The following is a 24,635-nucleotide window of genomic DNA, read 5'->3' on the forward strand; positions in this document are numbered from 1 at the left end:
TTGTGGCTCGAGCGGGTCGATCTGGACGTGGTCAGGTGGTTGGTAAGCTTGCCGCCCGGCGGATCAGGCGGCAGCGCGATTCTGACGATCTTGGACGTGCTCGACCGAGACATTCAGGAGCCAGTCCTCGAAACCAAGTATGGTCTGGTGATTGGAGACCGCTTCGATCCAGACCGCGCGTGGATCGCTGCCGATCTGCATCGGATCGTTGTCGATCCGGCCATTGGCCATCCACGGCTCCGGCTGGATGCGCCCGAGCCAGTCCGCCAGCGACGGGATGCGCCCCTGGCAGTCTTCGCGCACATGCTGCTCACCAATCCAGCGGATCGGGACGACCCGGCCGGCGCTGTTGGTCAGGCTGTGGCCAAACAATCGCTCGGCTTCGAAGATCCCGAGCGTGTGGTGCCGATGTGCGCGATGCGTAAAGATCGCGAGGTGCTCTTTGGATGAGTCAAACCAGTCATGCACGAACTGATAGTCATCTGGAACGCCGCCGAACTTTCGGGCCGAGCTTTCGGCGTGATGGAGGGGATGTGCCATGTCAGAGCCCCTCGTGTTCGGTGGTGTTGGTCTCAATATAGCGGTTCGAGTGGCTGACATCGATCTTGTCCGCCTCCAGTGACCAGGTCAGCTCGCCATAACCGCCCTCGTTGTTCTCGAAACCGGGGCTCAGCGCATAGGCGAAATCCCAGCCGAAGTCTTCGACGCGGCGCCGCAACTCCTCTGTCAGGGTGACAGTGTCAGGGGTCACGAGGACATCCTCGACATTGCCGGAATCGCCGTAGCCTTCGTATTGCACCTCGATGCTGGTCACGCCGAGGGCGCGCAACTCGGAGAGCAGCGCCGCGCGGGTCTCGACCCGTTGCTCGGCTGCACGTCTCTGGGATTGGAGCATCTGCGCATAGAAATCAGTCGCTTGTGTCATGTTTTTGGTCCTTTGGAATTGGGGGAGGGGAGGGCGACCGTTACGCGAGGCCGCCCCGGGGGTTTCCCGCGTGAGGGCTTCAGGCCGCAGCGTCGCCGCGTTTCTCGGCCGTCCGGTCAACCAGGTTGAAATAGAGGTTCTCGGTCGCGCGCTTGAACCCCGGCGGTTTGCGCGGCGCGAGGCAGCGCACCGAGGCGCTGCAACTCTCACCATGCTCCATTGCGAACTGCGTCACCTTGTCGATCAGGTCATCCATGCCCGCGGCCTGAATGCGCTTTTCGGGGTAGCTCGCCATCATCTGGAACTGGGTAACAACGAAGGCGCCATCGCGATGCGCCGGATAAAGGGTGATCTGGTAGTCGAGCGTTTTGGCCATCTCAGGTCTCCTGTTGCGGGCAAGGCGCGATCATCGCGCCCCTTGGAACCCGCCAGCCCGAAAGGACCGCCCTTTGTGCAAGGGCGATCCGGGGCGATGTCGGTTAAAAAGGGGCGTCAGTATTCTGACGGGAGAAGGAGGGTTAGAACGCGACGCGTCTGTTCGGGATCGGAGGGCTCGGGCGAGCCGTATTGATAGTTGACGTCATACAGATCCAGTTTAAACCAGACCGTCGTGCCTTCGAGGTCGATGGCGCCCATTTCGTGCCATCCCTGCGGGTCACTGTCGGCGGTGAACCCGTCGAAGGCGGCAACACGGCGGGTCAGTTCCAGTTGGGCATCGGGCCCAAGCGCCGCGACGCCACATGTCATCACGAACTGGCCCTGCGGGACATCGGTGACAGGTGTGTTTCCGATGATCGAGTGGCGAAACGCATCGTTCTGCGCGGCAATGCGTGCGGCTTCCTGGACGAGATCGAGGTCGATTGTGGTGGTCATGGGATGTCTCCGGGACGGGCCCGCCGATCCGATATCGGCTGTAGGCAACCCGTCAGCCGGAAAGGGCCGCCCTCGATGTGAGGGCGGCCCAAGGCTCATGTCGTGATCGGATGCGGCAACCGTTCCGTCAGGCCGCATCTACGCTGAGGAAGGCGGGCAAGGACGAAGGTTCATCGCTCTCGACATCTGTCAGAGGGTCTGCAGCGGGCATGTCGCCTTCCTCGGCCTCGGTCCCATCGCTAGTCATTTCGAGACCTGCCCCAGTCGCACCGACAAACACCATCCCATCGGGCAGCCAGCGCGTCGTCTTTGCTGCCGTCGCTGCGTCGAAACCTTCCGTCTCGCCGGACGTTTCCGCGAAGGCGCGTTCCATGGCCGCGGCGAGATCGCCCTTGCGCTCGCGATTGCGATCCTCGGCGTAGTCGTCACCGATCAGCTTGCGGGCCGTCGCCACTGCATGCCCCTTGTTGACGCGACCCCAGTAGTTTTGTGCCGTGGGGCGCCAGCAGGCAGCGACATCAACGTCGAGCCGCGCGCCGATCTCCTCGATGATCGGAGAGGGGTGATTGTCGGAGGAGAGCTGCGGCTTGACCGCGAGGCCCGTCGCCCAGGCGAATAGCGCCTGCTTGTCGGCAAGGGGCAGCGCCGACATCGCCCGGAAGTCATCGGGTTTCTCCAGCGTCATCCAGTCGGTCGCGAGGTCCTGTTCCAGCGCCTCGAGCATCTTCTGGGCGACAGTATCCGTATGCAGCACCTCACGGTTCTGCGCCTGGAAGGGTCGGATCGAAATGTCGAGCGCCTCGTTGTTGTAGGACCGCCCCAGAGCCTGCTCGCAGAGCGCGTAGAGCATCGCGTCGAACGCCACCTCGAAATCCGCCGCCAGGTGTGACCGCAGGATGTGCTGGCGCGTGGCGCGCAGATCGTCGGCGAGGCTCGCCGAAATCCCGTCCGCCTTGCGCAAAGTCGCCGCCGGGTCGGAGCTCGGCACCGGCGTGGAGGAGGTCGGCGGCGTTACCTGCGGACGGGCAGGGGAGGGGGCGCCATCCGCATCTGCACGAACCTCGTCCTGCTCCGGCGCGGCAGGGATATCCTCGGGCCGCACCAGACCTTTCTCGACGCGCAGCGCCCCATCGTGACCGATGGTCAGAACCACGCCAGCGATAGCGCGATCTTCGTCAGCATAGGGCTGCCGTTCGCGCTGGAGGGTCTCGATCTCGCGGAGCCGCGGCTCGATGGCGTAGTATTCCTTGGTTTCGGCGTCGGTCCAATCCTCGCCGTCATTCTGCGCCGCCAGCTCTTCCTCGCGCGCAATCAGACGTTCCTCTTCGGCAAGCAGGTCCGGATCGGGGTCTATGTCCTGCGGGTAGACCCGCCCGAAACTGCGAAACGCGCCGTAATCTACCGAGAGATGCACCTCGACCCATTTCCAAGCTGCCTCGAAGGGTTTGGCCGCGTATTGCAGCTTCTCGATGGCGAGACGCTCGAGGAGCTCGGGGTTTTCCATATGGGCGCTGGCACGGTCGTCGAAGAGATCGCGCAGCAGAACGCCGCCCGCCGCCTCATAGGCCTCGATGCCGACAAACCGACCAAGCGCCGAGTTCGCCGAATGCGCCGTCTCGGTCAGCTGGCGTTTGATGCTTTGCGGATGGATGTGGTAGCCGCCCTTCACCGCGTTCCAGACCGCCAACTGGCGATCATGGTCATCGGTCAGGGTGAAGGCCATCACGCACTCGAGGGTCAGGTCGCCCGCGCGGAATTGCTCGATAATCTCGGGCGCGACACGGGCGAGTTTGAGACGGCGACGCACCAGGTCGACGGAAACGCCGAATTTCAGTGCGATTTCGTCCTCGCTGCGCCCCTCGCCGATCATCTTGTCGAAAGCCTCGAACTGGTCGGCCGGGTGCATCGCCGTGCGTTGGAGGTTTTCGGTGGCGGACGTGAGGATGGCGTCGCGCTCATCCTCGATGAGGCAGGGCACGGGATGATCTGCGGGAATCACGCCGTCATCGGCGAGTTGCTTCAGCGCCTTGAGGCGGCGACCGCCGGCATCGACGGCAAAACGTGTCTCAGATAGGGCATGAACCACCAGGTTCTGTTTGATGCCGGTCTCGCGGATGCTGGCGAGGAGTTCAGCATCATCGCTGGTGCTCGCGGCGACCCTTCGAACGTTGAGCGGGCTCGGCTCCAGCTGGGTCAGCGGGATCATCCGGATGTCGGCTGCGCCGCCAGGCGCGGCCAATCCTTTGGCTTCGGTTTTCTTCGTGCTGGCGGGCTTCGGGCGAGTCGTGGTCTTGGCCATGGTCAGGATCCTTGTCACGCCGGACCCGGATGAGACTCTCTCTATCCTTTCAAGCCCGGCACCCGGGCTCCCCTTTCTCTGGCTTTTTGCAATTTCGGATTACGTCGCCAATCGACCCGTTTTCTAGATATCCGAATGGCCGTCGTGCACGGCCGCGGTTATTCCGTTTGCCGGAACACAGGATTAGCTCTTTGGCTGTGTCAGATGGTCGGCAACGTGCTCATGTCAAACCCCGGTGTTTGGCCGTGGCGACAAAGTCCAGAACGGCGCGCGACCGGTTGTTTCGTTTCCAGACCAGTACGGTCCGGCTGCGGAAATCCGGATGTACGATAGGGCGCGAAACAACGTTCTGTCCGAGAAAGCCAATAAGACTTTCTGGGTAGATCGTAATACCAAGACCGGCCGCGACCAGTCCGATCAAGGCCAGCGTATTCGAAGCTTCCAGCCTCGGCCGCAGTGCCATGCCGCTCTGGTTGAAAAGGTCTTCGAGCCGGTAGCGATATTCGCCCCATTCGGCCATGTCTCCCATGATCAACGGTTCCTCCGCGATATCCGAGGGGACAAGCTGATGAGATCGAACCAACGGATGACCGCGTGGCATAACGGCATACAGCATGTCGCTCGCCAATAGTTCACTGTGGCATTCGCTGTTTTCGTAGGGCCCGATCATGAAGCCAACATCGATCTCGTCATTGGCCAGCGCAAGTTTCTGGCCCTGTGTACGCATGTACTGCAATTCCAAGTTAATCTCGGGATGCCTGGAGCCGAACCGCGCAACCGCCTGGGGCATAAGTTCGGTTGCCGCGAACGCCATATAGGCGACACGGACCCGCCCTGTCCGCCCCTCGGCCACGCTGCGCGCTTCGCCAATGGACCGTGTGGTGTTGGTAAGAATGTCATTGGCACGGCGGTAGAAGAGCTGCCCTGCAGGCGTCAGCATGACCTCGCGCGTGGTACGCTCCAGCAATTGATACCCTAAGGCGGATTCCAATTTCTGGATTCGCCGGCTGAGCGCCGATTGATCCAATGCAAGCCGCTCAGCGCTGCGCCGAAAATTCAATTCCTGCGCTACGGTTACAAAAGATTGCAACAACGACATTTCGGGTAGGCTGCGCATCCAACTCTCTGAAATTTCTTAGTTTACGTACATGATGCACAGTGTGCATCAATAAATGTCCATTCGTCAATTCAACTTCGTCCAACGATAGGTAATCCTTCAAATCACCGGGCTTGGACACTGGCAAGACAGGCCTTCCCCAGGACCCCGAAGATCAATCAAACAAGCCTAATTAAGTACTCTGGAGGACCCATGGCGGAGATCGACAACAAAGAACTGGACGCAATGCTGCAGGCTGCGTTCGACGCATCAACCAAGCTCTACCAAGAACGCGGCTTTCAGCGCCGTGTCGGCTTTGGCAAGCGCCCTGCGCTGGTCAGTGTCGATCTGGCGAACGCCTGGACTCGTCCAGGCAATCCTTTCACCTGCGATCAAGAGAAGATGGACAACGAGATCATCCCTTCAATGCAGCGCCTGCTGAAGGCGTTCCGTGCCCAGAAGCTACCAGTCGTGCATGTGACGACCGCCTACGAGATCACTGACCGCAAAGCGCCTTTCACCGACATGGGCCTGTGGCACAACAAGATCCCCGTCGACGTGGTGGATCTTGCCGACAAGGACCTTTGGGCGATCGACAGCCGTATCGCTCCGGTCGAGGGCGAATACACCCTGCTGAAAAAACGCGCCTCATCCTTCCACGGCACTGAGCTGGCCGGCATCCTGCGCGCCAATGATGTGGACACAATCCTTGTCACCGGTGTGACCGCCTGCGCCTGTGTGCGCCAGACCATTTGCGACGGAATTGCTGACGGCTTCCGCCCAATCGCCGTGCGCGAGGCCATCGGCGACCGTGTCCCGGGCGCTGTTGCGTGGAACCTTTTCGACATCGACGCGAAGTTCGGGGACGTGAAGTCCACGGATGAGTGTATCGCCTATATTGACGGCCTTGGCGCCGTCCCGGCGGCTGCAGAATAAACACAGCAGGGCGTCGCGACGAGCGGCGCCCTTTTTTCTTCATCGGGGAGAATCGAGATGGCAAAAACACTCTTTGAAATCGCGACACTAGACGCGGCGCTGTCGTTCTCTGCGGCCTCGGCGGAAGAAATTTCGGAGCGTCAGTTCAAGGTCATCGGGACTTGAGCGCGCAAACCCGAACGCGAAGTACAAAAATACAACGAGGAGGAAACACATCATGGCAAGGATCGGCGTAGATGTCGGCGGCACGAATACGGATCTCGTGCTCGAAACTGGGGCGAGAGTGTATTATCACAAGGTGCCCACCACCCTGAAAAACCAGTCCATCGGCGTGGTCGAAGGTGTCCGACGCATCTGCGAGATGGCTGAAATTCCGACCTCCGAGGTCGAGACCATCGTGCATGGCACCACCACAGCAACCAACATCACCATCGAGCACAACGGCTCCGAATGCGGGCTGATAACGTCGGAAGGTTTCCGCGATATCTTGCATATCGGGCGGCACAAGCGACCGCACAACTTCTCGCTACATTTCGACGTGCCGTGGCAGAGCCAGCCGCTGGTGAAGCGTCGAAACCGCATTGCCGTGGCCGAACGCATCCTGCCGCCCAGCGGCGAGATCGAGACCCCGCTGAACGAACAGGCCGTGCGCGACGCATGCGCGCTGTTCAAGAAGCGTGGCATCGACTCAGTGGTGATCGGGTTCATGTTTGCTTTCCTCAACGATGCCCATGAACGCCGCGCCCGCGAAATTGTTCTTGAAGAGATGCCCGGCGCCTATGTCACGCTATCGTCCGAGGTGGCCAATGTGATGCGCGAATACGAACGATTCTCCACAGCGGCCATGAATTCGTATGTCGGACCAAAAACAGCCTTCTACCTGCGTGATCTGGAATCGCGTCTGCGGGATGCGGGCGTTGGATCGAAACTGCGGATAATTCAGTCAAACGGTGGCGTGTCCACCGTGGACGCCTGCGCCAAGCGCCCGGTGCGCATTCTGATGTCCGGCCCGGCGGGCGGGGTGATCGGCGGTGCTTCCGAAGGGGAAATGGTCGGAACCGGCAATATCATCACGGTCGATATCGGCGGCACCTCTGCCGATATCAGCACCATCCCCGAACACCAGATCAAGATCATGAACCCGCGGGACACCTATGTGTCTGGACACCCTGTTCTGACGCCGATGATCGACCTCGTGACCATCGGGGCAGGAGGCGGCTCCATAGCCTATATTGACGAAGCAGGTGGCTTCAATGTTGGTCCGCGCTCGGCCGGCTCCGAACCGGGACCGGCCTGCTACGGGCGCGGCGGGACAGAGCCCACGGTAACCGATGCGCAGATCGTGCTGGGCCGATTGGACCCGGACATGGCTTTGGGCGGCGACCTTGAGCTTGACGCCGACCTCGCCCGCAAGGCAGTTGAAGAGAAAATTGCAAACCCCCTTGGCATGAGTGTCACCGAGGCAGCGCTCGGGATCATCAAGATCATCAACTCCAACATGGCTTTGGCGATCCGCTCCAATTCCGTCGCGCGCGGTGTCGATCCGCGTCAGTTCTCCATCATGCCATTCGGTGGCGCCGGACCGTTACATGGCGTAGCGTTGGCAGAGGCCGTGTCCGCCAAGGACGTGATTGTGCCGGTTGCGCCGGGCATCACGGCTGCGGTCGGCTTGCTGAAAACTGACCTGCAATACGAACACACAGAAGCGGTCATCATTGAGCTGAACACCTCCGGCCCGGAAGACCACGCGCGGATCAATGCTGCAATTGATGCGCTGAAGGAACAGGTGGCCAAAGAACTGGACGCCGACGGCATCTCCCGCGCAGAGCAGAGGATCGAAGTGGTGGCTGAATGCCGCTATCACGGCCAAGGGTTTGAGCTGCGCGCTACCATGCCTGACGGCCCGGTGACGGCGGACAATATTTCGTCAATTACAGACAGTTTCCACGATCAACACCAGCTGGACTACGGTTACAGCTATCGTGAGGCCGAGGTGGAACTTATTACACTGCGCGCCATCGGCTCCGCCACCTCGCGTAAGATCGAAATCCCGGAGGTGCAAAAAACCGACGGCTCCAGCATCGACCGCGCATTGATGTTCGTGCGGACCACAGTTTTCGACAATGGACAGACGCTGGAAACGCCCCGCTACGACCGGACCAAGCTTTATTCCGGCGACGCGGTGCACGGCCCGGCGATCCTGATCCAGCACAATTCAACCACGCTCGTGCCACCGGGCTATGTGGCCGAAACGCTGGATCACGGCAACACGCGTGTCCGGCTTGCCGGTCAGGACCAGTAAGGGAGAAAGACCAATGAACGTCATGACCGAAACACGGGCAGAAAACGCCGACACCGTCGATCCCATCACCCTCCAGGTGATCCGGGGGTCTTTTGAAACCATCGCTGAGGAAATGGGTCATGTGCTATACCGTATGTCCTTCTCCTCGATCATCCGCGAAAGCCAGGACTTGGGCGCAGGCCTGTTCGACACCAAGTACAACACGCTCTGTGAAAGCGAATCCACGCCGATGCATATCGGCTCCATCCCCGGCTACTTGCGCGGGATCGAGGAAACGCTGGAAGATGGCGAATGGTTCGAGGACGACGTGGTGGTCCACAACCATCCTTATTACGGCTCCTCGCACACTCCGGACCTCGCAATCGTGGTACCAGTCTTTTATGAGGGGCGGCTGGTCGGTTTTGCCGGTAACACCGCACACCATGTGGATATCGGTGCCGCCACGCCCGGCCTGATAATTGACGTGCCGGATGTCTATGCCGAAGGCATGCTGCTGGCGGGTGTTAAGCTTTACCGCAAGGGGCAGCCCAACACCTCTATGTGGAACTTCATCCGCAACAACAGCCGCGCTGCACAGCAGCTGGTCAGCGATATCGAGGCGCAGGTCGCCTCGGCCCGGTTGGGTGCAAAGCGTTTTGTCGAGCTGATAGAGAAATACGGTGAAGAAACCGTCTTCGGCGCGGCCAATCAGCTCATGGAATACTCCGAGCGCATGACGCGGCAGCGGATTTCTGAGATCCCGGACGGCGAATACGTGGCCGAGGGCTGGCTGGACGATGACGGGCGCAACCGCGACCAGCGGCTGAAGGTAATGGTTACGGTGCGTGTCACCGGCGACGAGGTCGAGGTCGATCTGACCGGCTCCGCCGACCAGACGCCCACCGCATACAACGTGCCGTTCGAAGGCTCCACCAAGGTCGCCGCATTCGCCGCATTCCGCAAGCTGCTGCTGGATGCGGCGACTTCGGACATGCGGGTGCCGTCGAACGAGGGCTCCTTCCGGCCGATCAAGGTGACCGCGCCGCTGGGCTCGATCTTCAACCCAAAATACCCGGCGTCCGCCGAGGCGCGCTTCACCCAGTGCAATCGTATGATCGACCTGATCATCCGCGCGCTAGCGCCGGTCATTCCCGACACGGTGATCGCGGGCAGTTCCGCCTCGATCAGCTTTGCGGCCTATTCGGGGGTACGGCCCTCCGGCGATTACTGGGTCTTCCTTGAGGTCAATGAGGGCGCCTATGGCGGCAGGCCACGGTCGGACGGGCCCGACAGTATCGACAATCTGATGGCCAACACCCGCAACAACCCGCTGGAAGACCTGGCGATGCATATCCCGATGATCTGCGACCGGTATGAGCTGCGCGATGACGTGCCGCCGGGAGCCGGGGAATATCGCGGCGGCATCGGCGTAGTGAAATCCCAGCGGGTGCTGACGCCCGCCTTTATCACCCATGAAAGCGAGCGCCACACAGAAGCCCCTTGGGGCATCTTCGGCGGCCACGAGGGCGCGGTGGGCAAGTGCCTGATTTACAATTCCGACACGCCCGACGTCGTGACCGAGATGCATTCCAAATTTTCGGGGCTGGAGGTCAAGGCCAACGATGTGATGGCCTACTACAGCCCGAATGGTGGCGGCTATGGCGACCCGCTGAAGCGACCCGAGCTCAAGGTCCTGGAGGATGTGTTGGACGGGTTCTGCACGGTCGAGCACGCCAAGGCCGCCTACGGCGTCGTGGTCGACATGGAAAGCGAGACCGTCGACATGGCCGCCACCAATGCGCTGCGCGACCGCATGCGGGCGGCACACTAATAGGAGGGGGGTCGCTGCCAGGGCGGCCCCCGCATTCGTTTCCGGGTGTCGTTTCCTGGACAAGACAATCTGACAACAGGGACATGAGACATGACAACAACTGAAACCATAAGAAGCGCCGAGAAAGAGCGCGACGCGCTAGTTGAAGAATCGATCCTGCCAACGCTTTTGGGGCAACGCCTCATCGGGATGCTGGGCTATGCTTGGATCTGGGTAGGCATCGCCGTGATCATCGCAACCTATTCGCTGGGTGCAGCAGGAATTGGCGGCGGCATCCCGCTGGCCTCAGTCATCCTGACCATCGCGCTGGCCAACCTGGCGATTGGCGCCTTCATGGTCCTGACGGCCGATATCGGCACCGAGCACGGCCTGTCCTTTGCAGTGTATCTGCGGGCACCGTTCGGGGTCTACGGCACACATCTGCCAGCCATGTCGCGCGGTCTGGTCGCGGCCATGTGGTTCGGGATCCAGACCTATCTGGGGGCGCTGGCCCTGAACGGGATCGGCCAATATTTTCTGGGCTTCGACAACTGGTTCGTCTGGTATGTCGCCTTTGCCATCGTGCAGGTCGTCAACACCGCATCCGGCATCAAGTCGGTCGAGCGCCTGGCGTCGCTGGCGGCCCCGGCGATCATTGCCATCTCGGTTTGGATGTACTTCACGCTCGAAGGAGTGGCCCGGACCAAGGGCGTCAACATCTGGACCTATCAGGCCACCGGCGAGATGAGCCTTCTGGTGCTGTTCATCGCCAATATGGGGTTCTGGTCGACCCTAGCCATCGACATTCCCAACCTGACCCGCTTTCTCAAGGTGCCCTCGGGCGAGCGGAAGTTCTTCAAGCGCAATCGGAACATCTTTCTGGCGCAGCTCATCGCCCTTCCGGTAACACAAGCACTGATCGCAGGTCTTGGCGCCGTGTCCTTCATCGCGGCGGGCAACTGGAACCCAGTCGAAGTGATCCAGGGCCAGGGTCAGGGGCTGTCGCTAGTGCTGTTGCTGGCGCTTGTTGTCCTAGCGCAATGGTCCACCAACAACTCGGCCAACTTAATCCCCTCGGCGCTGACCTTCGTCAACCTCGCGCCGCGGATCATTAACTATCGGATCGCAGTGGTTCTGGCCGGTATTGTCGGCACGCTTTGTTTCCCCTGGGAGATTTTAAACAACCTGTTCGTCTTCCTCGGGTACTATGGCGCCTTCCTTTCGGCCATCGGCGGAATCATGGTTGCTGATTACTACATTCTTCGGCGTCGCCGCATCAATGTGCCCGATCTCTACAAGCTGGATGGCCAATTCCGGTATGCGGGCGGCTTCAATCCGGCGGGTCTTTTCGCATGGTTCGTGGCTGGCGGGATCGCAGCCTGGTATTCGCAATATGCGTTCCTCATCGGCTTCCCGCTGGGTATCGTTCTTTATCTGTTGCTGATGCACGCGCTGGTGCTCAGGTCGAACCCTCAGCAAGAAATCGAAAGTGGCTATTCCGACGATTTCCTTGCGACATCCTTGGGCAAGAGCTGGGTCTATCTCGGGCATGGCCAGTTCGAGCGCATGACCGAAGCCGAAGCACATGGCAGCGAGATTGGACGGGAAGACCTCTGACAATAAAAATTTTTCCAAAAATACCTCCCCAACCACCTGCGCGCCAAAATGGCGCGCTTTTTTTAAGGTAGGGGAGGGGTGATCCGACCTTCACGCCTGCGCCAGACCTCCGGTGTCACGCCTTCCCGATCCCGAAACACACGGATCAAGTGAGACAGGTCGCAGAATCCGGTTTCGGTTGCAACTGAGGTGATCGAGCGATCCGTCTGCCGGAGCAGAAACCGCGCATGGGCAAGGCGCACCCTCAGGAACGCCTCTGCCGGTGGCAGGCCCAACGCTTGAGTGAAATGCCGCTCCAACTTGCGTCGGCTTACTTCTAGGTTCCTGGCGATTGTCGCCACGCTGGGCGCGGATTCCATGTTCTGCTGCACCCGCATCAACGCCTTGCGCACCAACGGATCACGGCCTTTTAACTCGATCGGCAGGCCGGGCTGCGGGTTGTCGGCGGCCATCGCCTCGTCGATGATCATGATGTGCAGGCTTTTGCTGGCAGTGGCACGGTTGATATGGCGGTCGACCAGAAACGCGGCAAGATGCGCCGAGCTTGCCCCACCGGAACAAGTCAACCGGTCGCGGTCCACAACGTAGATCCGGTCCGAAACGGGATGCAGCCCGTCGAATTGCTCTAGGAAATCCTCGTGATGAAACCAGCTGACGCAGCATTGATAGCCCTGCATCAGCCCGGCCCGGTGCAGGATGAAAGCCCCGGTGCAGACCCCCACAAGTGGCACGCCGGCCCTTGCGGCGCGTTGCAGGAAGGCAGTGTAATCGGGGTTCAGCCGCTCGATCTCGTCGATCAGCCCACCCACGACGACGATGTAATCGAAGGCGGTCGGATCGCCCAGGCGCTCGTCCGGCTGCACCGCGATGCCGCAGCTTGAGCACACCGGATTCATCGAGGCCGACAGCACTTTCCAGCGGCAATTGATCGGGCGCGACCGGTCGCCCTCATCGGCGGCCAGACGAAGCACATCGACGAAGTTCGCGAGGGCCGACAACGTGAAACGCCTGGCGAGGATGAAACCGACATTTAGCCTTGTTCGCAAGGGCGTGGAGGCAGGGGAGGCGACAGAGTTCATGTCGCAATCATAACGCCATGTTGGCGCATTTATCCAGTCCCGCGCGCGAGTTTTCTGGAAGGGTGGATGCCAGCGAAATCGGACCGAACCGGAGGGGTTGTCACATGACGAAATTCTCGGCCTTCAGCCTGTTGAAGAGCGCCCTCGGCGGTCACAAGAACTGGACCGAGCAATGGCCCGACAGCCAGCCTAGGGACGAATATGATGTGGTCATCGTCGGTGCGGGCGGACATGGCCTTGGCGCGGCATATTACCTAGCAAAAGAGCACGGCATCACAAATGTCGCAGTGATCGACAAGGGCTGGCTGGGCGGCGGCAATACCGGGCGAAACACCACGATCATCCGATCGAACTACCTCTATGATGAAAGCGCGCGGCTTTTCGATCATGCGCTCGATCTTTGGCAGAATCTGAGCCAGGAGCTCAATTACAACGTTATGTATTCCAACCGTGGCGTGCTCATGCTGGCGCATAATGTACATGACGTACAAAGCTTCAAGCGCCATGTGCACGCAAACCGGTTGAACGGCGTCGACAACCAGTGGCTTACCCCGGAAGAGTGCAAGCAACATTGCCCTCCGCTGAGCCTTCGCAAAAATGCCCGCTATCCGGTAATGGGTGGCGCGCTGCAACGCCGCGCCGGGACCGCGCGGCACGATGCGGTGGCCTGGGGGTATGCCCGTGGGGCCGCGGCGCGCGGCGTCGACATCATCCAGAACTGCCCTGTGAAGGCGATCCGTCGCCACCCCGACGGTGCTGTCTCAGGCGTGGAAACGGCACGGGGCTTCATCAAGGCGAAAAAGGTCGCTGTTTCTGCCGCAGGCCACACTTCCGTTGTGATGGACAGCTCGGGCGTGCGGCTGCCGCTGGAAAGCTACCCGCTTCAAGCGTTGGTCAGCGAGCCGGTGAAGCCGGTCTTTCCCTGCGTGGTCATGTCGAACGCGGTACATGCCTATATCAGCCAGTCCGACAAAGGCGAACTGGTGATCGGTTCTGGCACCGACCAGTACACCAGCTACTCCCAGCGAGGTGGGCTACCGTTAATTGAACATACGGTGGCGGCGATTTCCGAGGTGTTTCCGATCTTCAATCGCATGCGGATGCTGCGCAAATGGGGCGGCATCGTCGACGTGACGCCGGACCGCTCCGCCATTCTGGGCAAGACCCCGGTGCAGGGTCTTTATGTCAATTGCGGCTGGGGGACCGGCGGCTTCAAGGCCACCCCCGGCGCGGCACATACGCTGGCCTGGACCGTGGCCAAGGACGAGCCGCACCCGATCAACGCGCCCTTCACACTTGAGCGTTTCCGCACGGGCCGCCTGATCGACGAGGCTGCCGCGGCGGCCGTCGCGCACTGAGGAGACACCGACATGCTTCTGATCCATTGCCCCTACTGCAACGAAACTCTGCCCGAAGCCGAATTCACCTATGCCGGGCAGGCGCACATCGCACGCGCAACCGATCCCTCAGCGAAAAGCGACGCCGACTGGGAGGCTTATCTGTTCATCCGTGAGAACGCCAAGGGCCCGCATTATGAACGCTGGCGGCACCTGCATGGCTGCGGGCGGTTTTTCAACGCCGTGCGCGACACGGTCAGCGACAAGTTCCTGACCACCTACGAGGTCGGCGCGCCGCGCCCTGAACTTTCCACCCTTACGGAGGGCAAGGTATGAGCGACTATCGCATATCCGGCAAAGGGCGCGTGGACAGCACGCGGCACGTGAGCTTCACTTTCGATGGCAAGCGCTACCAAGGCCTGCAAGGCGATACTGTGGCCTCGGCACTGCTGTCCCACGGCGTTCACCTGATGGGCCGTTCATTCAAGTATCACCGTCCGCGCGGCCCGGTCGCCGCAGGGTCGGAAGAGCCCAATGCCCTGATCGGCACGCGCCGCGGTCCCGGCCGGTTTGAGCCCAACACTCGTGCCACCGTGCAAGAGATCTGGGAAGGTCTTGAGGCGACAAGCCAGAATAAATACCCCAGTCTGAAATGGGATATCGGCGCGGTCAACGATGCCGCATACATGCTTTTTTCCGCAGGATTCTATTACAAGACCTTCATGTGGCCCAAGAGCTTCTGGGACAAGGTCTATGAGCCGTTCATCCGTGCAGCCGCCGGGTTGGGCGTTAGCCCGACCGAGGAAGACCCGGACAACTATGCCTCGCGTTATTTGCATTGCGACGTGCTGGTGGTTGGCGGGGGTCCTGCCGGACTTGCCTCGGCGCACAGTGCAGCGGTGGCCGGCGCAAAGGTGGTCCTGGTCGACGAACACGCAGAGATGGGTGGCTCGATCCTTTCAGATCCGGATGTTCGGATCGATGGGGCAGGATCCTGGACGTGGCTGGCCTCACGTTTGGCCGAGTTGCGTGCGCTCGGCGTACGACTGATGACCCGCACGACGGCCATTGGCTACTACCACGACAGCATGATTGGCATGGTCGAGAAGCTGACCGACCACCTGCCCGTGCTGCCGAAGGATACGCCGCGCGAACGCATGTGGCGGGTGCGCGCCAGCCGCGTGGTTCTTGCGCAAGGTGCACTGGAGAAACCGCTGGTCTTTCATGGAAACGACCGTCCCGGCGTGATGTTGGCGGGGTCGGCCCAGACCTACCTGAACCGGTATGGCGTTTTGGTTGGACGCAGGCCCGTAGTTCTCACCAGCCATGACAGCGCGTGGTACGCCGCTTTCGACATGGCCGATACGGGGGCTAAAGTGCAGGCCATCGTGGACACTCGAGAAACCGTGCGCGATGACTTGCTGGCCGATGCAAAGGCGCGTGGAATCGAGGTGAAGCTGTCACACACCGCCACCGCTACTTGGGGCCGGTTGCGGGTAACTGGCCTGCGCGTCAATCCGCTCAATGATGCCAAGGTTGGCAGCCCATACCCGATTTATTGCGACACCGTGCTGATGTCGGGCGGCTGGACTCCGTCGCTGCATTTGTTTTCCCACACCAAAGGATCACTGACTTGGGACGACGAACAAACGACCTTCCTCCCGAAAGACACGCCCGAAGACTGCCATATTGCAGGCGCAAGCCGGGGTCTCTGGGGCTATGAAGCGGCGTTGGTCGATGGCGACAAAGCAGGAATGGAAGCGGCGCAGGCCGCAGGGTTCAAGATCGCGAAAGGCATATTCCGCGTAACACAGGACCGCGTCGGAAGCGGTATCAGCCACAAGGAACTGCCCACCGACCGCAGCCCGGGAAAGGCCAAGGCATTCGTCGATTACCAGAACGATGTCACAGCCAAGGACCTGCGTCTGGCTGTGCGGGAGGGCATGCGCTCCATTGAGCACGTCAAGCGCTACACCACCAACGGCATGGCCACCGATCAGGGCAAGATGTCCAACATCAACGGATTGAATATCGCCGCTGATGCACTGGGCAAAGCCCCTCCCCAGGTCGGTCTGACTACGTTCCGTCCGCCCTATACACCCACAAGCTTTGGCGCCTTCGCCGGCTATCACCGTGGCGAACATTTCGATGTGACGCGCAAGACGCAGATCGACGCCTGGGCCGACGAACACGGTGCGGTCTTCGAGCCGGTCGGCCAGTGGCGCAGGGCATGGTTTTTCCCCCGCAAAGGCGAGTCGATGGATGATGCAGTGCGCCGTGAGTGCAAGGCCACGCGTGCGGGCCTCGGTATCTTCGATGCTTCCACCCTTGGCAAGATCGAGGTTTTGGGTCCAGACGCGGTGGAGTTCATGAACCGCATGTACACCAACCCCTGGACCAAGCTCGGCATCGGACGCTGCCGTTACGGGCTGCTTCTGGGTGATGACGGGTATATCCGCGACGACGGGGTGATCGGGCGGCTGGGGCAGGACAAGTTCCACGTAACCACCACCACCGGTGGGGCGGCGCGGGTACTGAACATGATGGAGGATTACCTTCAGACCGAATGGCCCGACCTGAATGTCTGGCTCACCTCCACCACCGAACAATGGTCCACCATCGCATTGAACGGCCCCAATGCTGCCAAGTTGCTGACCCCGCTGGTTCAGGGCGTGGAGATCACCGACGAAGCCTTCCCACATATGTCCTGTGCGGAATGCGAAGTGGGGGGCATCCCCGCGCGGCTGTTCCGCATCAGCTTCACCGGCGAAATCGGCTTTGAGATCAACGTGCCTGCCCCGATGGGTCGGCAGTTGTGGGAAGTCCTATGGAGGGCCGGTCAGGATTATGACATAACGCCTTACGGCACGGAAACCATGCACGTGCTGCGGGCCGAAAAGGGTTTCATCATCGTTGGTCAAGACACCGATGGCACGGTGACACCCTATGACACCGGCATGGCTTGGGCGATCGGAAAGAAAAAGCCCGATTTCGTCGGCAAGCGCGGTCTGGCAAGGGCTGACCTGCAGGCCCAAGGTCGCAAGCAGCTGGTCGGCCTGCTGACGGACGACAACTCCAAGCTGGAGGAAGGCGCGCAGATCGTCTTTGACCCCGAACAGCCGGTGCCAATGAAGATGGTTGGCCATGTGACGTCGTCCTACGACGTCGGCACAACTGGTCGGCCCATCGCGCTTGCACTGGTCGAAGGTGGCCACGAGAGCATGGGAGAGACAGTACACATCCCGATGCCCGACCGGACCATCTCAGCGAAGATCACCTCGACGATCTTCCTAGATCCCGAAAATGCCCGCCTGAAACTCTGAGGAGATTGAAATGAACGCACCCGCATCCTCTTTTGCCCCTGGGCTACTCGTGGAAACCAGCGCTGCACGCGTTTCGGTCGCGGCCCCTTGCGGGCGGTTGTCCCTGCGTGCGCGTGGCGACCTGTCGCCCTTTGTCACGCCGCTTGGCCTGACCCTGCCCACGCAGATCGGTGAGCGCGCCGCCAGCGGCGCGGTGGAGGCGATCTGCCTCGGCCCCGATGAATGGATGATCCATGCAGCCGAGGACCGGATCGGCGCGATCGAAGCCGCCTGCACCGCACTTTATGAAAACCACCCGCACAGCTTGGTGGATGTGTCGGGCCGCGAGACCACGTTTGTGATCGACGGCCCTCGCGCCGCCGAACTGCTCACGCTGGGCTGCCCGCGCGATTTGGAGCGGTTGAAGTACGGAGAGGGCCGCCGAACCGTCTTCGACGGGGCAACGGTCATCCTGTGGCGCGATGCGGACAACACCTTCCGCATGGATGTCTGGCACAGCTTCGCGCCGTATCTGTTTCACCTGCTCGACACCGGCTGCCGCGAACTCGCCGCAGAAACTGCCTGACCGCGCAACGAACGCCGCGAACACGGACTGACAAGGAGACCTCTCATGTTCGACCACCTGCCCGAAAACCGGATCGCCGACAGCGTGATCGCCGATGTCATCGCCGAAGAACTGGACCGTCAGAAGACCCAGATCGAGTTGATCGCCTCGGAAAATATCGTTTCTGCCGATGTGATGGCGGCACAAGGCTCGATACTGACCAACAAATATGCCGAAGGCTATGCCGGGCGGCGCTATTACGGCGGTTGCGAATTCGTGGACAAGGTGGAAACCGTGGCCATCGACCGGCTGAAGCGGCTCTTTGGGGCGGATTATGCCAATGTCCAGCCGCATTCCGGGGCACAAGCCAATCAGGCGGTGTTCCTAGCGCTTTTGCAACCGGGCGACCGGATCATGGGCATGTCGCTGGTCCATGGCGGTCATCTGACCCACGGCTCCCCGGTCACCATGTCGGGCAAGTGGTTCGACGTGGTCTCCTACGAAGTGGACGCGGAAAGCCACCTCATCGACATGGATAAGGTCCGCGCGCAGGCTCTGGAAACCCGTCCGAAACTGATCGTCGCCGGGGCCTCCGCCTACCCGCGGCAGATAGACTTCGCGGCTTTCCGGGCGATTGCCGACGAGGTTGGTGCCTATTTGATGGTCGACATGGCGCATTACGCTGGGTTGATCGCCGCGGGGCATTATCGGAACCCGGTGCCGCACGCGCATGTCGTCACCTCCACGACCCACAAGACTCTGCGCGGCCCGCGCGGGGGCGTGATCCTGTCGAATGACGAGGCTCTGGCGAAGAAGTTCAACTCTGCCGTTTTTCCCGGGAACCAGGGCGGGCCACTCATGCATGTAATCGCCGCAAAAGCGGTTGCCTTCGGCGAGGCGCTTGAGCCGTCGTTCAAGGACTATGCGGGCCGTGTGATAGACAATGCGCGGGTCCTATCGGAGGTATTGATTGACGGCGGTCTGGGTATCGTATCGGGCGGAACCGACTGTCATATGGTTCTGGTCGACCTGCGACCCAAGGGCGTGACCGGCAAGGTCGCGGAGATCGCACTGGAACGCGCGGGCTTGACATGCAACAAGAATGCGATCCCCAACGACCCTGAAAAGCCTTTCGTGACTTCGGGTGTCCGGTTGGGCACCTCCGCCGGAACGACACGCGGTTTCGGTGTGGCCGAGTTCCGGAAGATCGGTGCCTTGATCCTGCGCGTCCTCGATGGACTTGCGGCCAATCCCGAGGGCAATGCCGAGACCGAAGCCCAAGTGCGCGCCGAAGTACGTGCGCTTTGCAACGCATATCCGATCTACGGCAGTTGATATGTTCCTGTCGATCTTCGACATCTTCAAGATCGGTGTCGGTCCCTCGTCGTCGCATACGATGGGGCCGATGACCGCCGCCGCACGGTTTCTGGACGATTTGCGCGGTGGCGCCGAAGTGATCCCCGGAGCGGGCACCCTGGCCCGTCTGGGCGCATCGCTGCATGGCTCACTGGCTTTTACCGGGAAAGGCCATGCGACGGACCGGGCGGTGATCCTGGGGTTGATCGGCTATCGGCCCGACACGCTAGATCCAGACAGGGCCGAGGCTCTGGAGGCGGACGTGCGCCGCACACGGCGCATCAGCCCGCCGGGACTTGGCACGCTCGATTTCAACCCTGAGACAGATCTCGTTTTCGACTACGGAGATCCTTTGCCAGGGCACGCGAACGGCCTTGTGCTGCGCGCCTTCGACGCGAGCGGCAACCCCTACATGACACAGGTCTATTATTCGATCGGAGGCGGTTTCATTCTGACCGAAGCCGAACTCGCTGCCGAAAAGACGGCCGGGACGCAACCGCTAACCACCGAAAAGGCGGCGAAGGGCTATCCCTATCCGTTCGGGTCCGCGGCCGAGATGCTGGACATGGGGCGCAGCGCGCGCAAGAGCATCGCTGAGATGAAGCGCGCCAACGAATGCGCGCATCAAGGTATTTCGGCGGATATGCTCTCGCGCCAGATCACGGACATTTGCAACGTCATGGATGCGTGCATCGACCGTGGTCTGCGCATGGAAGGCGTGCTGCCCGGTGGTCTTGGGGTTCGGCGCCGCGCAAAGACGATCCATGACCAGCTTGTGAGCGAACAGGGCAGCAACCTGCGCCAACCGCATGTCGGCAACGACTGGCTTTCGGTCTATGCGATGGCTGTGAACGAAGAGAACGCCGCCGGTGGCCGGGTTGTCACGTCGCCGACCAATGGCGCCGCGGGCGTGATGCCGGCGGTACTTCGGTACTATCGGGGCCATTGCATCGGTGCGTCCGACACGGGGGTTGAGACGATGGTTCTGACCGCCGCGGCCATCGGCGGGCTCATCAAGCACCGCGCGTCGATCTCCGGGGCGGAATGCGGATGCCAGGCAGAGGTGGGCAGCGCGTCGGCCATGGCCGCTGCCGGTCTTTGCGCGGCGCTTGGCGGTACGAACGAACAGGTCGAAAACGCGGCCGAAATTGCACTTGAACACCACCTCGGCATGACCTGCGATCCGGCTGCGGGATTGGTGCAGGTGCCCTGCATCGAGCGCAACGGGCTGGGGGCCATCAAAGCCGTCAGCGCCGCAAGCCTCGCGCTGCGCGGGGACGGAGCGCATTTCATGCCACTCGACAATTGCATCGAAACCATGCGCCAGACCGGCGAAGACATGAACACCAAATACAAGGAGACAAGCCTTGGGGGCCTTGCAGTCAATCTACCCGAATGCTGACGCGACAGCGCAGGAGCGTCATATCCTGCGCATTTCCTGTACCGCCGAACCCGGCATCGTCGCTGCGGTAACGACCGCTCTGGCGGAGTGCGGCGGCAATCTCGTCGAGAGTGCTCAGTTCCTGGACGAAAGCACCGACCGCTTTTTCCTGAGGATCGGCTTTCTGGCGTCGCAGGGGGCCGACATCGCGGCGGCGCTTGCGCCGGTTCAGGCTCGTTTCGGTTTCGGGATCGACCTCGAACCTGCCACCCGGAAACCCCGCCTCATCATCATGGTGTCGAAATTTGATCATGCGCTTCTGCATCTACTCTACCAGATCCGCGTCGGATGGCTGAGCGCGGATGTCGTTGCCATCGTATCGAACCATCCCTACGCGGGCGACATCGCCACCCGCGAGGGCGTTCCGTTTCATCATTGGCCGGTCACACCCGAGACGAAACCCGATGTCGAGGCAAACCTGCTTGATCTCGCGGACACGCTGGGGGCCGATCTGGTTGTGCTGGCGCGCTACATGCAGGTGCTGTCAGACGACCTGACACAGCGTCTTTCGGGGCGTGCTATCAACATCCATCACTCATTCCTGCCCAGCTTCAAAGGCGCAAAACCATACCACCAAGCGTATGCCCGCGGCGTCAAACACATCGGTGCAACCGCTCATTATGTTACGGCCGATCTAGATGAAGGTCCAATTATCGAGCAGGATGTCGAGCGCATCAGTCATGTCATGAAGCCCGATGACCTTGTGGCCATCGGACGCGATATCGAGTCCCGCGTGCTCGCCCGTGCGGTCAAGCTGCATCTGGAAGGACGGGTTTTATTGAACGGTGCCAAGACAGTGATTCTCTAGAGCGCGTCGGCGGAATGACGGTATCGAGTCCGCCAGCATAGTTAATCAAAATAATTGGACTGAGTTAGACAGACTGCGCCAAAGCAAACTTGATACAGAAAATCTGTATATGAACATAAACTTCATTACGAGATCATTGACTGTACGCGCAAAGTTAAAGTGTCCCACATCTGCAAAGTAGAAGTGTCACACTCTGCCCCAATGAGAACAGGCAGAGTGTACGGGCATGGGATGGATTTTGATGAGCGAGCGCGAGTTGAACCGCGTCGAGGTTTTGAGCCAAGTGTCGCATGGCCGGATGACGGCTATGACCGCGGCGAATGTCCTGGGAGTGAGCCGAAGGCAGGTTCATCGACTCCTAAAGGTGTTCCAGTCTGACGGCCCCGCAGCGATCCGGCACAAGGCGCGGGGTCGCGCCTCGAACAATCGGATCGATCCGGCGGTTCGGGAGTTTGCGGTGACGCTGGTTCGGGAAAACTATGTCGACTTCGGACCGACCTTTGCCGCCGAGAAGCTCGAAGAAGATCACGGTCTCAAGGTATCCTGCGAGACGCGGCGCAAATGGATGCAGGACTCCGGGATATGGCTGTCGCGCAAGCAACGACGCACTTTCCACCAGCCGCGCCTACTGCGGGAATGTTACGGCGAGTTGATCCAGATAGACGGGTCGGACCATCACTGGTTCGAGGATCGCGGCCCTGCCTGCGCCCTGCTCGTCTTCATCGACGATGCGACTGGCATTCTGATGCATCTGGAGTTCGTGAAGTCCGAGAGCACGTTCAGCTATTTCGGTGCGCTGGAGGCTTATCTGCATGAACATGGATACCCTGTGGCGTTCTATTCGGACAAGCACACGGTGTTTCGTGTTGCCCAGCAAGGTGCGGAGTCAGGCCACGGGATGACCCAGTTCGGACGTGCTCTGAACGAGTTGAACATCGAGATTCTCTGCGCCAACAGCTCCCAGGCGAAGGGCCGCGTCGAACGTGCGAACAGGACGCTGCAGGAGCGGCTGCTGAAGGAACTGCGCCTGGCAGGTATCTCGGACATGGAAGCGGCCAACGCATTCCTGCCAAGATTCATGGAGCGCTACAACGCTAAGTTTGCAAGGCCCCGCGGTGCCCGGACAACCTGCACCGGCCTCTCAATACCGAGCCGGATCGGTTGGCTGATGTACTGTGCTGGCGAGATGAGCGTTACGTGGGCAACCAACTGGCTTTCTCCTACGACCGGCAACGGATCATCCTCGCAGAGAACGAGATCACGCGTGGCCTGCCCGGCAAGTATGTCGACAGCTATGAGTTTCCCGACGGCCGGCTGGAGTTCCGCTGGAAGGGTGTCTCACTCCCCTACTCCGTCTTCGACAAGGACCAGCGCGTCACCCACGCCGCGATCACAGAGAACAAGCACCTTGGTGCCGTCCTTGAGTTCATCAAGGAAGGACAGGACAAGACCCCACCGAAGAAACGCAGCACCGGCAAACAACGCTCGCGCTACAAGCCCAATGGCCGCCGCAATGACGGCTGGAACTGTCTTGCTGCACACCGCGCCAAGGAGACCCGCAAAGCCAGCCAGGGCCGCGATATCTGAGGTCTCCGCCCTGCCAGGCTTTGCTCCCCTCAGTGCCAAGGTGGGACATTTCTACTTTGCAAAACCAGTGACATTTCTACTTGGTTGCAACATTTTGACAATTCGTAGCTAGCTAGCTATCTAGCCTGTTATATGGAGGAAAATATGTGGACTCTGCAAGACGCCAAGAACAAGTTCAGCGCCGTGGTCGATGAAGCCCTCGCCGGCCGCCCTCAGGAGGTTACACGGCGCGGCAAACCGGCCGTCGTTATCCTGTCTGCTGAGGAGTACCATCGACTTGTGGCCGCTGCTGGCTCGGAGCGTGGCGGCTTCGCCGATCATCTGCTCGGGTTCCCGTCCGATGACATCGATCGGATGGATGCCAAACCTCGTGATGTCGCGTTTTGATGTACATCCTGGACACGAACGTCATTTCGGCGGGGCGCCGCCCCGAGCGCAAAGAGAAACTGGTGACTTGGCTTCATGCCCAACAGGAAGACGATCTGTTTCTGAGCGTGATCTCCATCGGCGAAATCGCGCGTCGAATATGCCAACAGGAAAAGCGCAATCCCGATTTCGCCGCGGACCTCAGAGAGTGGCTGCATCGGACGGAAACGCTGTTCCAGGACCGAATACTGCCGTTCTCGTCGCGTGACGCCCGGGTCTGGGGCGCGCTTTCAGCCGATATCGGACATGCCGGTGCTGACCTTATGATTGCCGCCTCGGCACTTTCACATCGGGCGACCGTGGTGACCCGTAACACGTCTGACTTCGAACCGACCGGTGTCGACCTACTGAATCCGTTTTGACCACATAGACGATCAAGCGAAAAGGCCCAGTACCTTGGCGAACGGGACTGCCATTTGTGGACAGCTCCGGTTTTGCAAGGGTTTTGATGGCCATTTTGAACTTTTTGCGTAGCGGTCATTTGTCCGGCCTGTTGGCGCGGCTTAGATGCCGCTGGCTCTGACGAGGTCCGCAAGCTTGATCCCTATCAACTTGTCGAGCTGTGGCGCTCTGGAATACCACGGGGTGTTCCGGCTGCGGCGGCAAAGATCATCATCACTTTGATTGCCCTTGCAACGGGTAACCGCATGACCCGTCTGGGTCGTGCGGTCTATGAGCGTGTCGCATAAAAAACTGGAAAAGGGACAGACGCGGCCAGAACCGTATTCATGCAACACGTCCTATTCATACCCAACGCCTAGGTCATGTTGACAAATGACGGATCCAAAGTCGGATTGACGCGATGTCGATGAAGCCCAGGAAGCTTTCAGCCGTCTTATCGTAGCGGGTTGCGACGCGCCGGGCGTTCTTGAGTTTGTTGAAGCACCGCTCAACCAT

At 60.6% G+C, this 24,635-nt stretch carries 21 protein-coding genes and 1 pseudogene; 14 read left to right on the forward strand and 8 right to left on the reverse strand.

Features of this window, described 5'->3' with window-relative positions:
• Positions 1-63 precede the first annotated feature (63 nt).
• The 6 genes from AB9K34_RS03570 to AB9K34_RS03595 form a co-directional block, all read right to left on the reverse strand.
• Positions 64-540, reverse strand: a complete 477-nt coding sequence (locus AB9K34_RS03570; RefSeq protein WP_369953071.1) for a hypothetical protein — start codon at positions 538-540, stop codon at positions 64-66.
• A 1-nt stretch (position 541) separates the two neighbouring features.
• Positions 542-925 (reverse strand): DUF6878 family protein, encoded by a 384-nt coding sequence (locus AB9K34_RS03575; RefSeq protein ID WP_369953072.1) that lies wholly within the window; start codon positions 923-925, stop codon positions 542-544.
• A gap of 79 nt (positions 926-1,004) precedes the next feature.
• A complete protein-coding gene (locus AB9K34_RS03580) occupies positions 1,005-1,301 on the reverse strand; it encodes a hypothetical protein (protein WP_369953073.1) in 297 nt (98 codons plus the stop codon).
• A 116-nt stretch (positions 1,302-1,417) separates the two neighbouring features.
• Positions 1,418-1,798 carry a DUF3768 domain-containing protein gene (locus AB9K34_RS03585; RefSeq protein WP_369953074.1) on the reverse strand — a complete coding sequence of 127 codons (381 nt, stop codon included), beginning with the start codon at positions 1,796-1,798 and terminating at the stop codon, positions 1,418-1,420.
• 127 nt (positions 1,799-1,925) lie between these two features.
• Entirely contained in the window at positions 1,926-4,097 is a 2,172-nt protein-coding gene (locus AB9K34_RS03590; RefSeq protein ID WP_369953075.1) for a ParB/RepB/Spo0J family partition protein, read from the reverse strand.
• Positions 4,098-4,317: 220 nt separating this feature from the next.
• Positions 4,318-5,214 (reverse strand): LysR family transcriptional regulator, encoded by an 897-nt coding sequence (locus AB9K34_RS03595; RefSeq protein WP_369953076.1) that lies wholly within the window; start codon positions 5,212-5,214, stop codon positions 4,318-4,320.
• A gap of 192 nt (positions 5,215-5,406) precedes the next feature.
• On the opposite strand from AB9K34_RS03595, the gene AB9K34_RS03600 reads away from it, so the two are divergent.
• The 4 genes from AB9K34_RS03600 (at position 5,407) to AB9K34_RS03615 (ending at position 11,837) form a co-directional block, all read left to right on the forward strand.
• The gene (locus AB9K34_RS03600) at positions 5,407-6,129 is read left to right on the forward strand and encodes an isochorismatase family protein (protein ID WP_369953077.1); all 723 of its coding nucleotides are present in this window, start codon (positions 5,407-5,409) and stop codon (positions 6,127-6,129) included.
• Positions 6,130-6,346: 217 nt separating this feature from the next.
• Positions 6,347-8,431, forward strand: a complete 2,085-nt coding sequence (locus AB9K34_RS03605) for a hydantoinase/oxoprolinase family protein (RefSeq protein WP_369953078.1) — start codon at positions 6,347-6,349, stop codon at positions 8,429-8,431.
• A gap of 13 nt (positions 8,432-8,444) precedes the next feature.
• Positions 8,445-10,241, forward strand: coding sequence for a hydantoinase B/oxoprolinase family protein (locus AB9K34_RS03610; protein ID WP_369953079.1), 1,797 nt, complete (start codon positions 8,445-8,447; stop codon positions 10,239-10,241).
• A 90-nt stretch (positions 10,242-10,331) separates the two neighbouring features.
• Entirely contained in the window at positions 10,332-11,837 is a 1,506-nt protein-coding gene (locus AB9K34_RS03615; protein WP_369953080.1) for an NCS1 family transporter, read from the forward strand.
• A gap of 62 nt (positions 11,838-11,899) precedes the next feature.
• On the opposite strand, the gene AB9K34_RS03620 is transcribed toward AB9K34_RS03615, so the two are convergent.
• Positions 11,900-12,916, reverse strand: a complete 1,017-nt coding sequence (locus AB9K34_RS03620) for a GlxA family transcriptional regulator (RefSeq protein WP_369953081.1) — start codon at positions 12,914-12,916, stop codon at positions 11,900-11,902.
• A gap of 104 nt (positions 12,917-13,020) precedes the next feature.
• Here AB9K34_RS03620 and AB9K34_RS03625 point away from each other — a divergent pair, with 104 nt between their 5' ends.
• The 10 genes and pseudogenes from AB9K34_RS03625 (at position 13,021) to AB9K34_RS03670 (ending at position 24,100) form a co-directional block, all read left to right on the forward strand.
• Positions 13,021-14,274, forward strand: a complete 1,254-nt coding sequence (locus AB9K34_RS03625; RefSeq protein ID WP_369953082.1) for a sarcosine oxidase subunit beta family protein — start codon at positions 13,021-13,023, stop codon at positions 14,272-14,274.
• Positions 14,275-14,286: 12 nt separating this feature from the next.
• On the forward strand, positions 14,287-14,589 hold the full coding sequence (locus tag AB9K34_RS03630) for a sarcosine oxidase subunit delta (RefSeq protein WP_369953083.1): 303 nt from the start codon (positions 14,287-14,289) through the stop codon (positions 14,587-14,589).
• On the forward strand, positions 14,586-17,576 hold the full coding sequence (locus tag AB9K34_RS03635; RefSeq protein WP_369953084.1) for a sarcosine oxidase subunit alpha: 2,991 nt from the start codon (positions 14,586-14,588) through the stop codon (positions 17,574-17,576). The genes AB9K34_RS03630 and AB9K34_RS03635 overlap by 4 nt, the downstream gene beginning before the upstream one ends.
• A 10-nt stretch (positions 17,577-17,586) precedes the next feature.
• A complete protein-coding gene (locus tag AB9K34_RS03640) occupies positions 17,587-18,141 on the forward strand; it encodes a sarcosine oxidase subunit gamma (protein ID WP_369953085.1) in 555 nt (184 codons plus the stop codon).
• Between the two features lie 45 nt (positions 18,142-18,186).
• A complete protein-coding gene (gene glyA, locus AB9K34_RS03645; RefSeq protein WP_369953086.1) occupies positions 18,187-19,455 on the forward strand; it encodes a serine hydroxymethyltransferase in 1,269 nt (422 codons plus the stop codon).
• A 1-nt stretch (position 19,456) separates the two neighbouring features.
• The gene (locus tag AB9K34_RS03650; protein ID WP_369953087.1) at positions 19,457-20,878 is read left to right on the forward strand and encodes an L-serine ammonia-lyase; all 1,422 of its coding nucleotides are present in this window, start codon (positions 19,457-19,459) and stop codon (positions 20,876-20,878) included.
• Entirely contained in the window at positions 20,844-21,725 is an 882-nt protein-coding gene (gene purU, locus AB9K34_RS03655) for a formyltetrahydrofolate deformylase (RefSeq protein ID WP_369953088.1), read from the forward strand. Before AB9K34_RS03650 ends, purU begins: the two co-directional genes overlap by 35 nt.
• 226 nt (positions 21,726-21,951) lie before the next feature.
• Positions 21,952-23,312: pseudogene (locus AB9K34_RS03660) on the forward strand (ISNCY family transposase).
• A 144-nt stretch (positions 23,313-23,456) separates the two neighbouring features.
• Positions 23,457-23,699, forward strand: a complete 243-nt coding sequence (locus AB9K34_RS03665) for a type II toxin-antitoxin system Phd/YefM family antitoxin (protein WP_369953089.1) — start codon at positions 23,457-23,459, stop codon at positions 23,697-23,699.
• Positions 23,699-24,100 carry a type II toxin-antitoxin system VapC family toxin gene (locus AB9K34_RS03670; RefSeq protein WP_369953090.1) on the forward strand — a complete coding sequence of 134 codons (402 nt, stop codon included), beginning with the start codon at positions 23,699-23,701 and terminating at the stop codon, positions 24,098-24,100. Before AB9K34_RS03665 ends, AB9K34_RS03670 begins: the two co-directional genes overlap by 1 nt.
• Before the next feature lie 400 nt (positions 24,101-24,500).
• Here the strand turns inward: AB9K34_RS03670 and AB9K34_RS03675 are convergent.
• The coding region (locus AB9K34_RS03675; protein ID WP_369952484.1) for a transposase at positions 24,501-24,635 on the reverse strand (135 nt) is incomplete at its 5' end.

Origin of the sequence: Sedimentitalea sp. XS_ASV28, from assembly GCF_041224545.1 — a bacterium.
Taxonomy (GTDB): Bacteria; Pseudomonadota; Alphaproteobacteria; order Rhodobacterales; family Rhodobacteraceae; genus Sedimentitalea.

What these genes read in the sequence shown, in the direction of transcription:
- AB9K34_RS03600 (WP_369953077.1), top strand. Translation starts at nt 5,407, where the DNA reads ATGGCGGAGATCGACAACAAAGAACTGGACGCAATGCTGCAGGCTGCG.
- AB9K34_RS03575 (WP_369953072.1), bottom strand. Translation starts at nt 925, where the DNA reads ATGACACAAGCGACTGATTTCTATGCGCAGATGCTCCAATCCCAGAGA.
- glyA (WP_369953086.1), top strand. Translation starts at nt 18,187, where the DNA reads ATGTTCGACCACCTGCCCGAAAACCGGATCGCCGACAGCGTGATCGCC.
- AB9K34_RS03570 (WP_369953071.1), bottom strand. Translation starts at nt 540, where the DNA reads ATGGCACATCCCCTCCATCACGCCGAAAGCTCGGCCCGAAAGTTCGGC.
- AB9K34_RS03665 (WP_369953089.1), top strand. Translation starts at nt 23,457, where the DNA reads ATGTGGACTCTGCAAGACGCCAAGAACAAGTTCAGCGCCGTGGTCGAT.
- AB9K34_RS03580 (WP_369953073.1), bottom strand. Translation starts at nt 1,301, where the DNA reads ATGGCCAAAACGCTCGACTACCAGATCACCCTTTATCCGGCGCATCGC.
- AB9K34_RS03605 (WP_369953078.1), top strand. Translation starts at nt 6,347, where the DNA reads ATGGCAAGGATCGGCGTAGATGTCGGCGGCACGAATACGGATCTCGTG.
- AB9K34_RS03610 (WP_369953079.1), top strand. Translation starts at nt 8,445, where the DNA reads ATGAACGTCATGACCGAAACACGGGCAGAAAACGCCGACACCGTCGAT.
- AB9K34_RS03635 (WP_369953084.1), top strand. Translation starts at nt 14,586, where the DNA reads ATGAGCGACTATCGCATATCCGGCAAAGGGCGCGTGGACAGCACGCGG.
- AB9K34_RS03670 (WP_369953090.1), top strand. Translation starts at nt 23,699, where the DNA reads ATGTACATCCTGGACACGAACGTCATTTCGGCGGGGCGCCGCCCCGAG.
- AB9K34_RS03650 (WP_369953087.1), top strand. Translation starts at nt 19,457, where the DNA reads ATGTTCCTGTCGATCTTCGACATCTTCAAGATCGGTGTCGGTCCCTCG.
- AB9K34_RS03595 (WP_369953076.1), bottom strand. Translation starts at nt 5,214, where the DNA reads ATGCGCAGCCTACCCGAAATGTCGTTGTTGCAATCTTTTGTAACCGTA.
- AB9K34_RS03585 (WP_369953074.1), bottom strand. Translation starts at nt 1,798, where the DNA reads ATGACCACCACAATCGACCTCGATCTCGTCCAGGAAGCCGCACGCATT.
- AB9K34_RS03615 (WP_369953080.1), top strand. Translation starts at nt 10,332, where the DNA reads ATGACAACAACTGAAACCATAAGAAGCGCCGAGAAAGAGCGCGACGCG.
- AB9K34_RS03630 (WP_369953083.1), top strand. Translation starts at nt 14,287, where the DNA reads ATGCTTCTGATCCATTGCCCCTACTGCAACGAAACTCTGCCCGAAGCC.
- AB9K34_RS03625 (WP_369953082.1), top strand. Translation starts at nt 13,021, where the DNA reads ATGACGAAATTCTCGGCCTTCAGCCTGTTGAAGAGCGCCCTCGGCGGT.
- AB9K34_RS03590 (WP_369953075.1), bottom strand. Translation starts at nt 4,097, where the DNA reads ATGGCCAAGACCACGACTCGCCCGAAGCCCGCCAGCACGAAGAAAACC.
- AB9K34_RS03640 (WP_369953085.1), top strand. Translation starts at nt 17,587, where the DNA reads ATGAACGCACCCGCATCCTCTTTTGCCCCTGGGCTACTCGTGGAAACC.
- AB9K34_RS03620 (WP_369953081.1), bottom strand. Translation starts at nt 12,916, where the DNA reads ATGAACTCTGTCGCCTCCCCTGCCTCCACGCCCTTGCGAACAAGGCTA.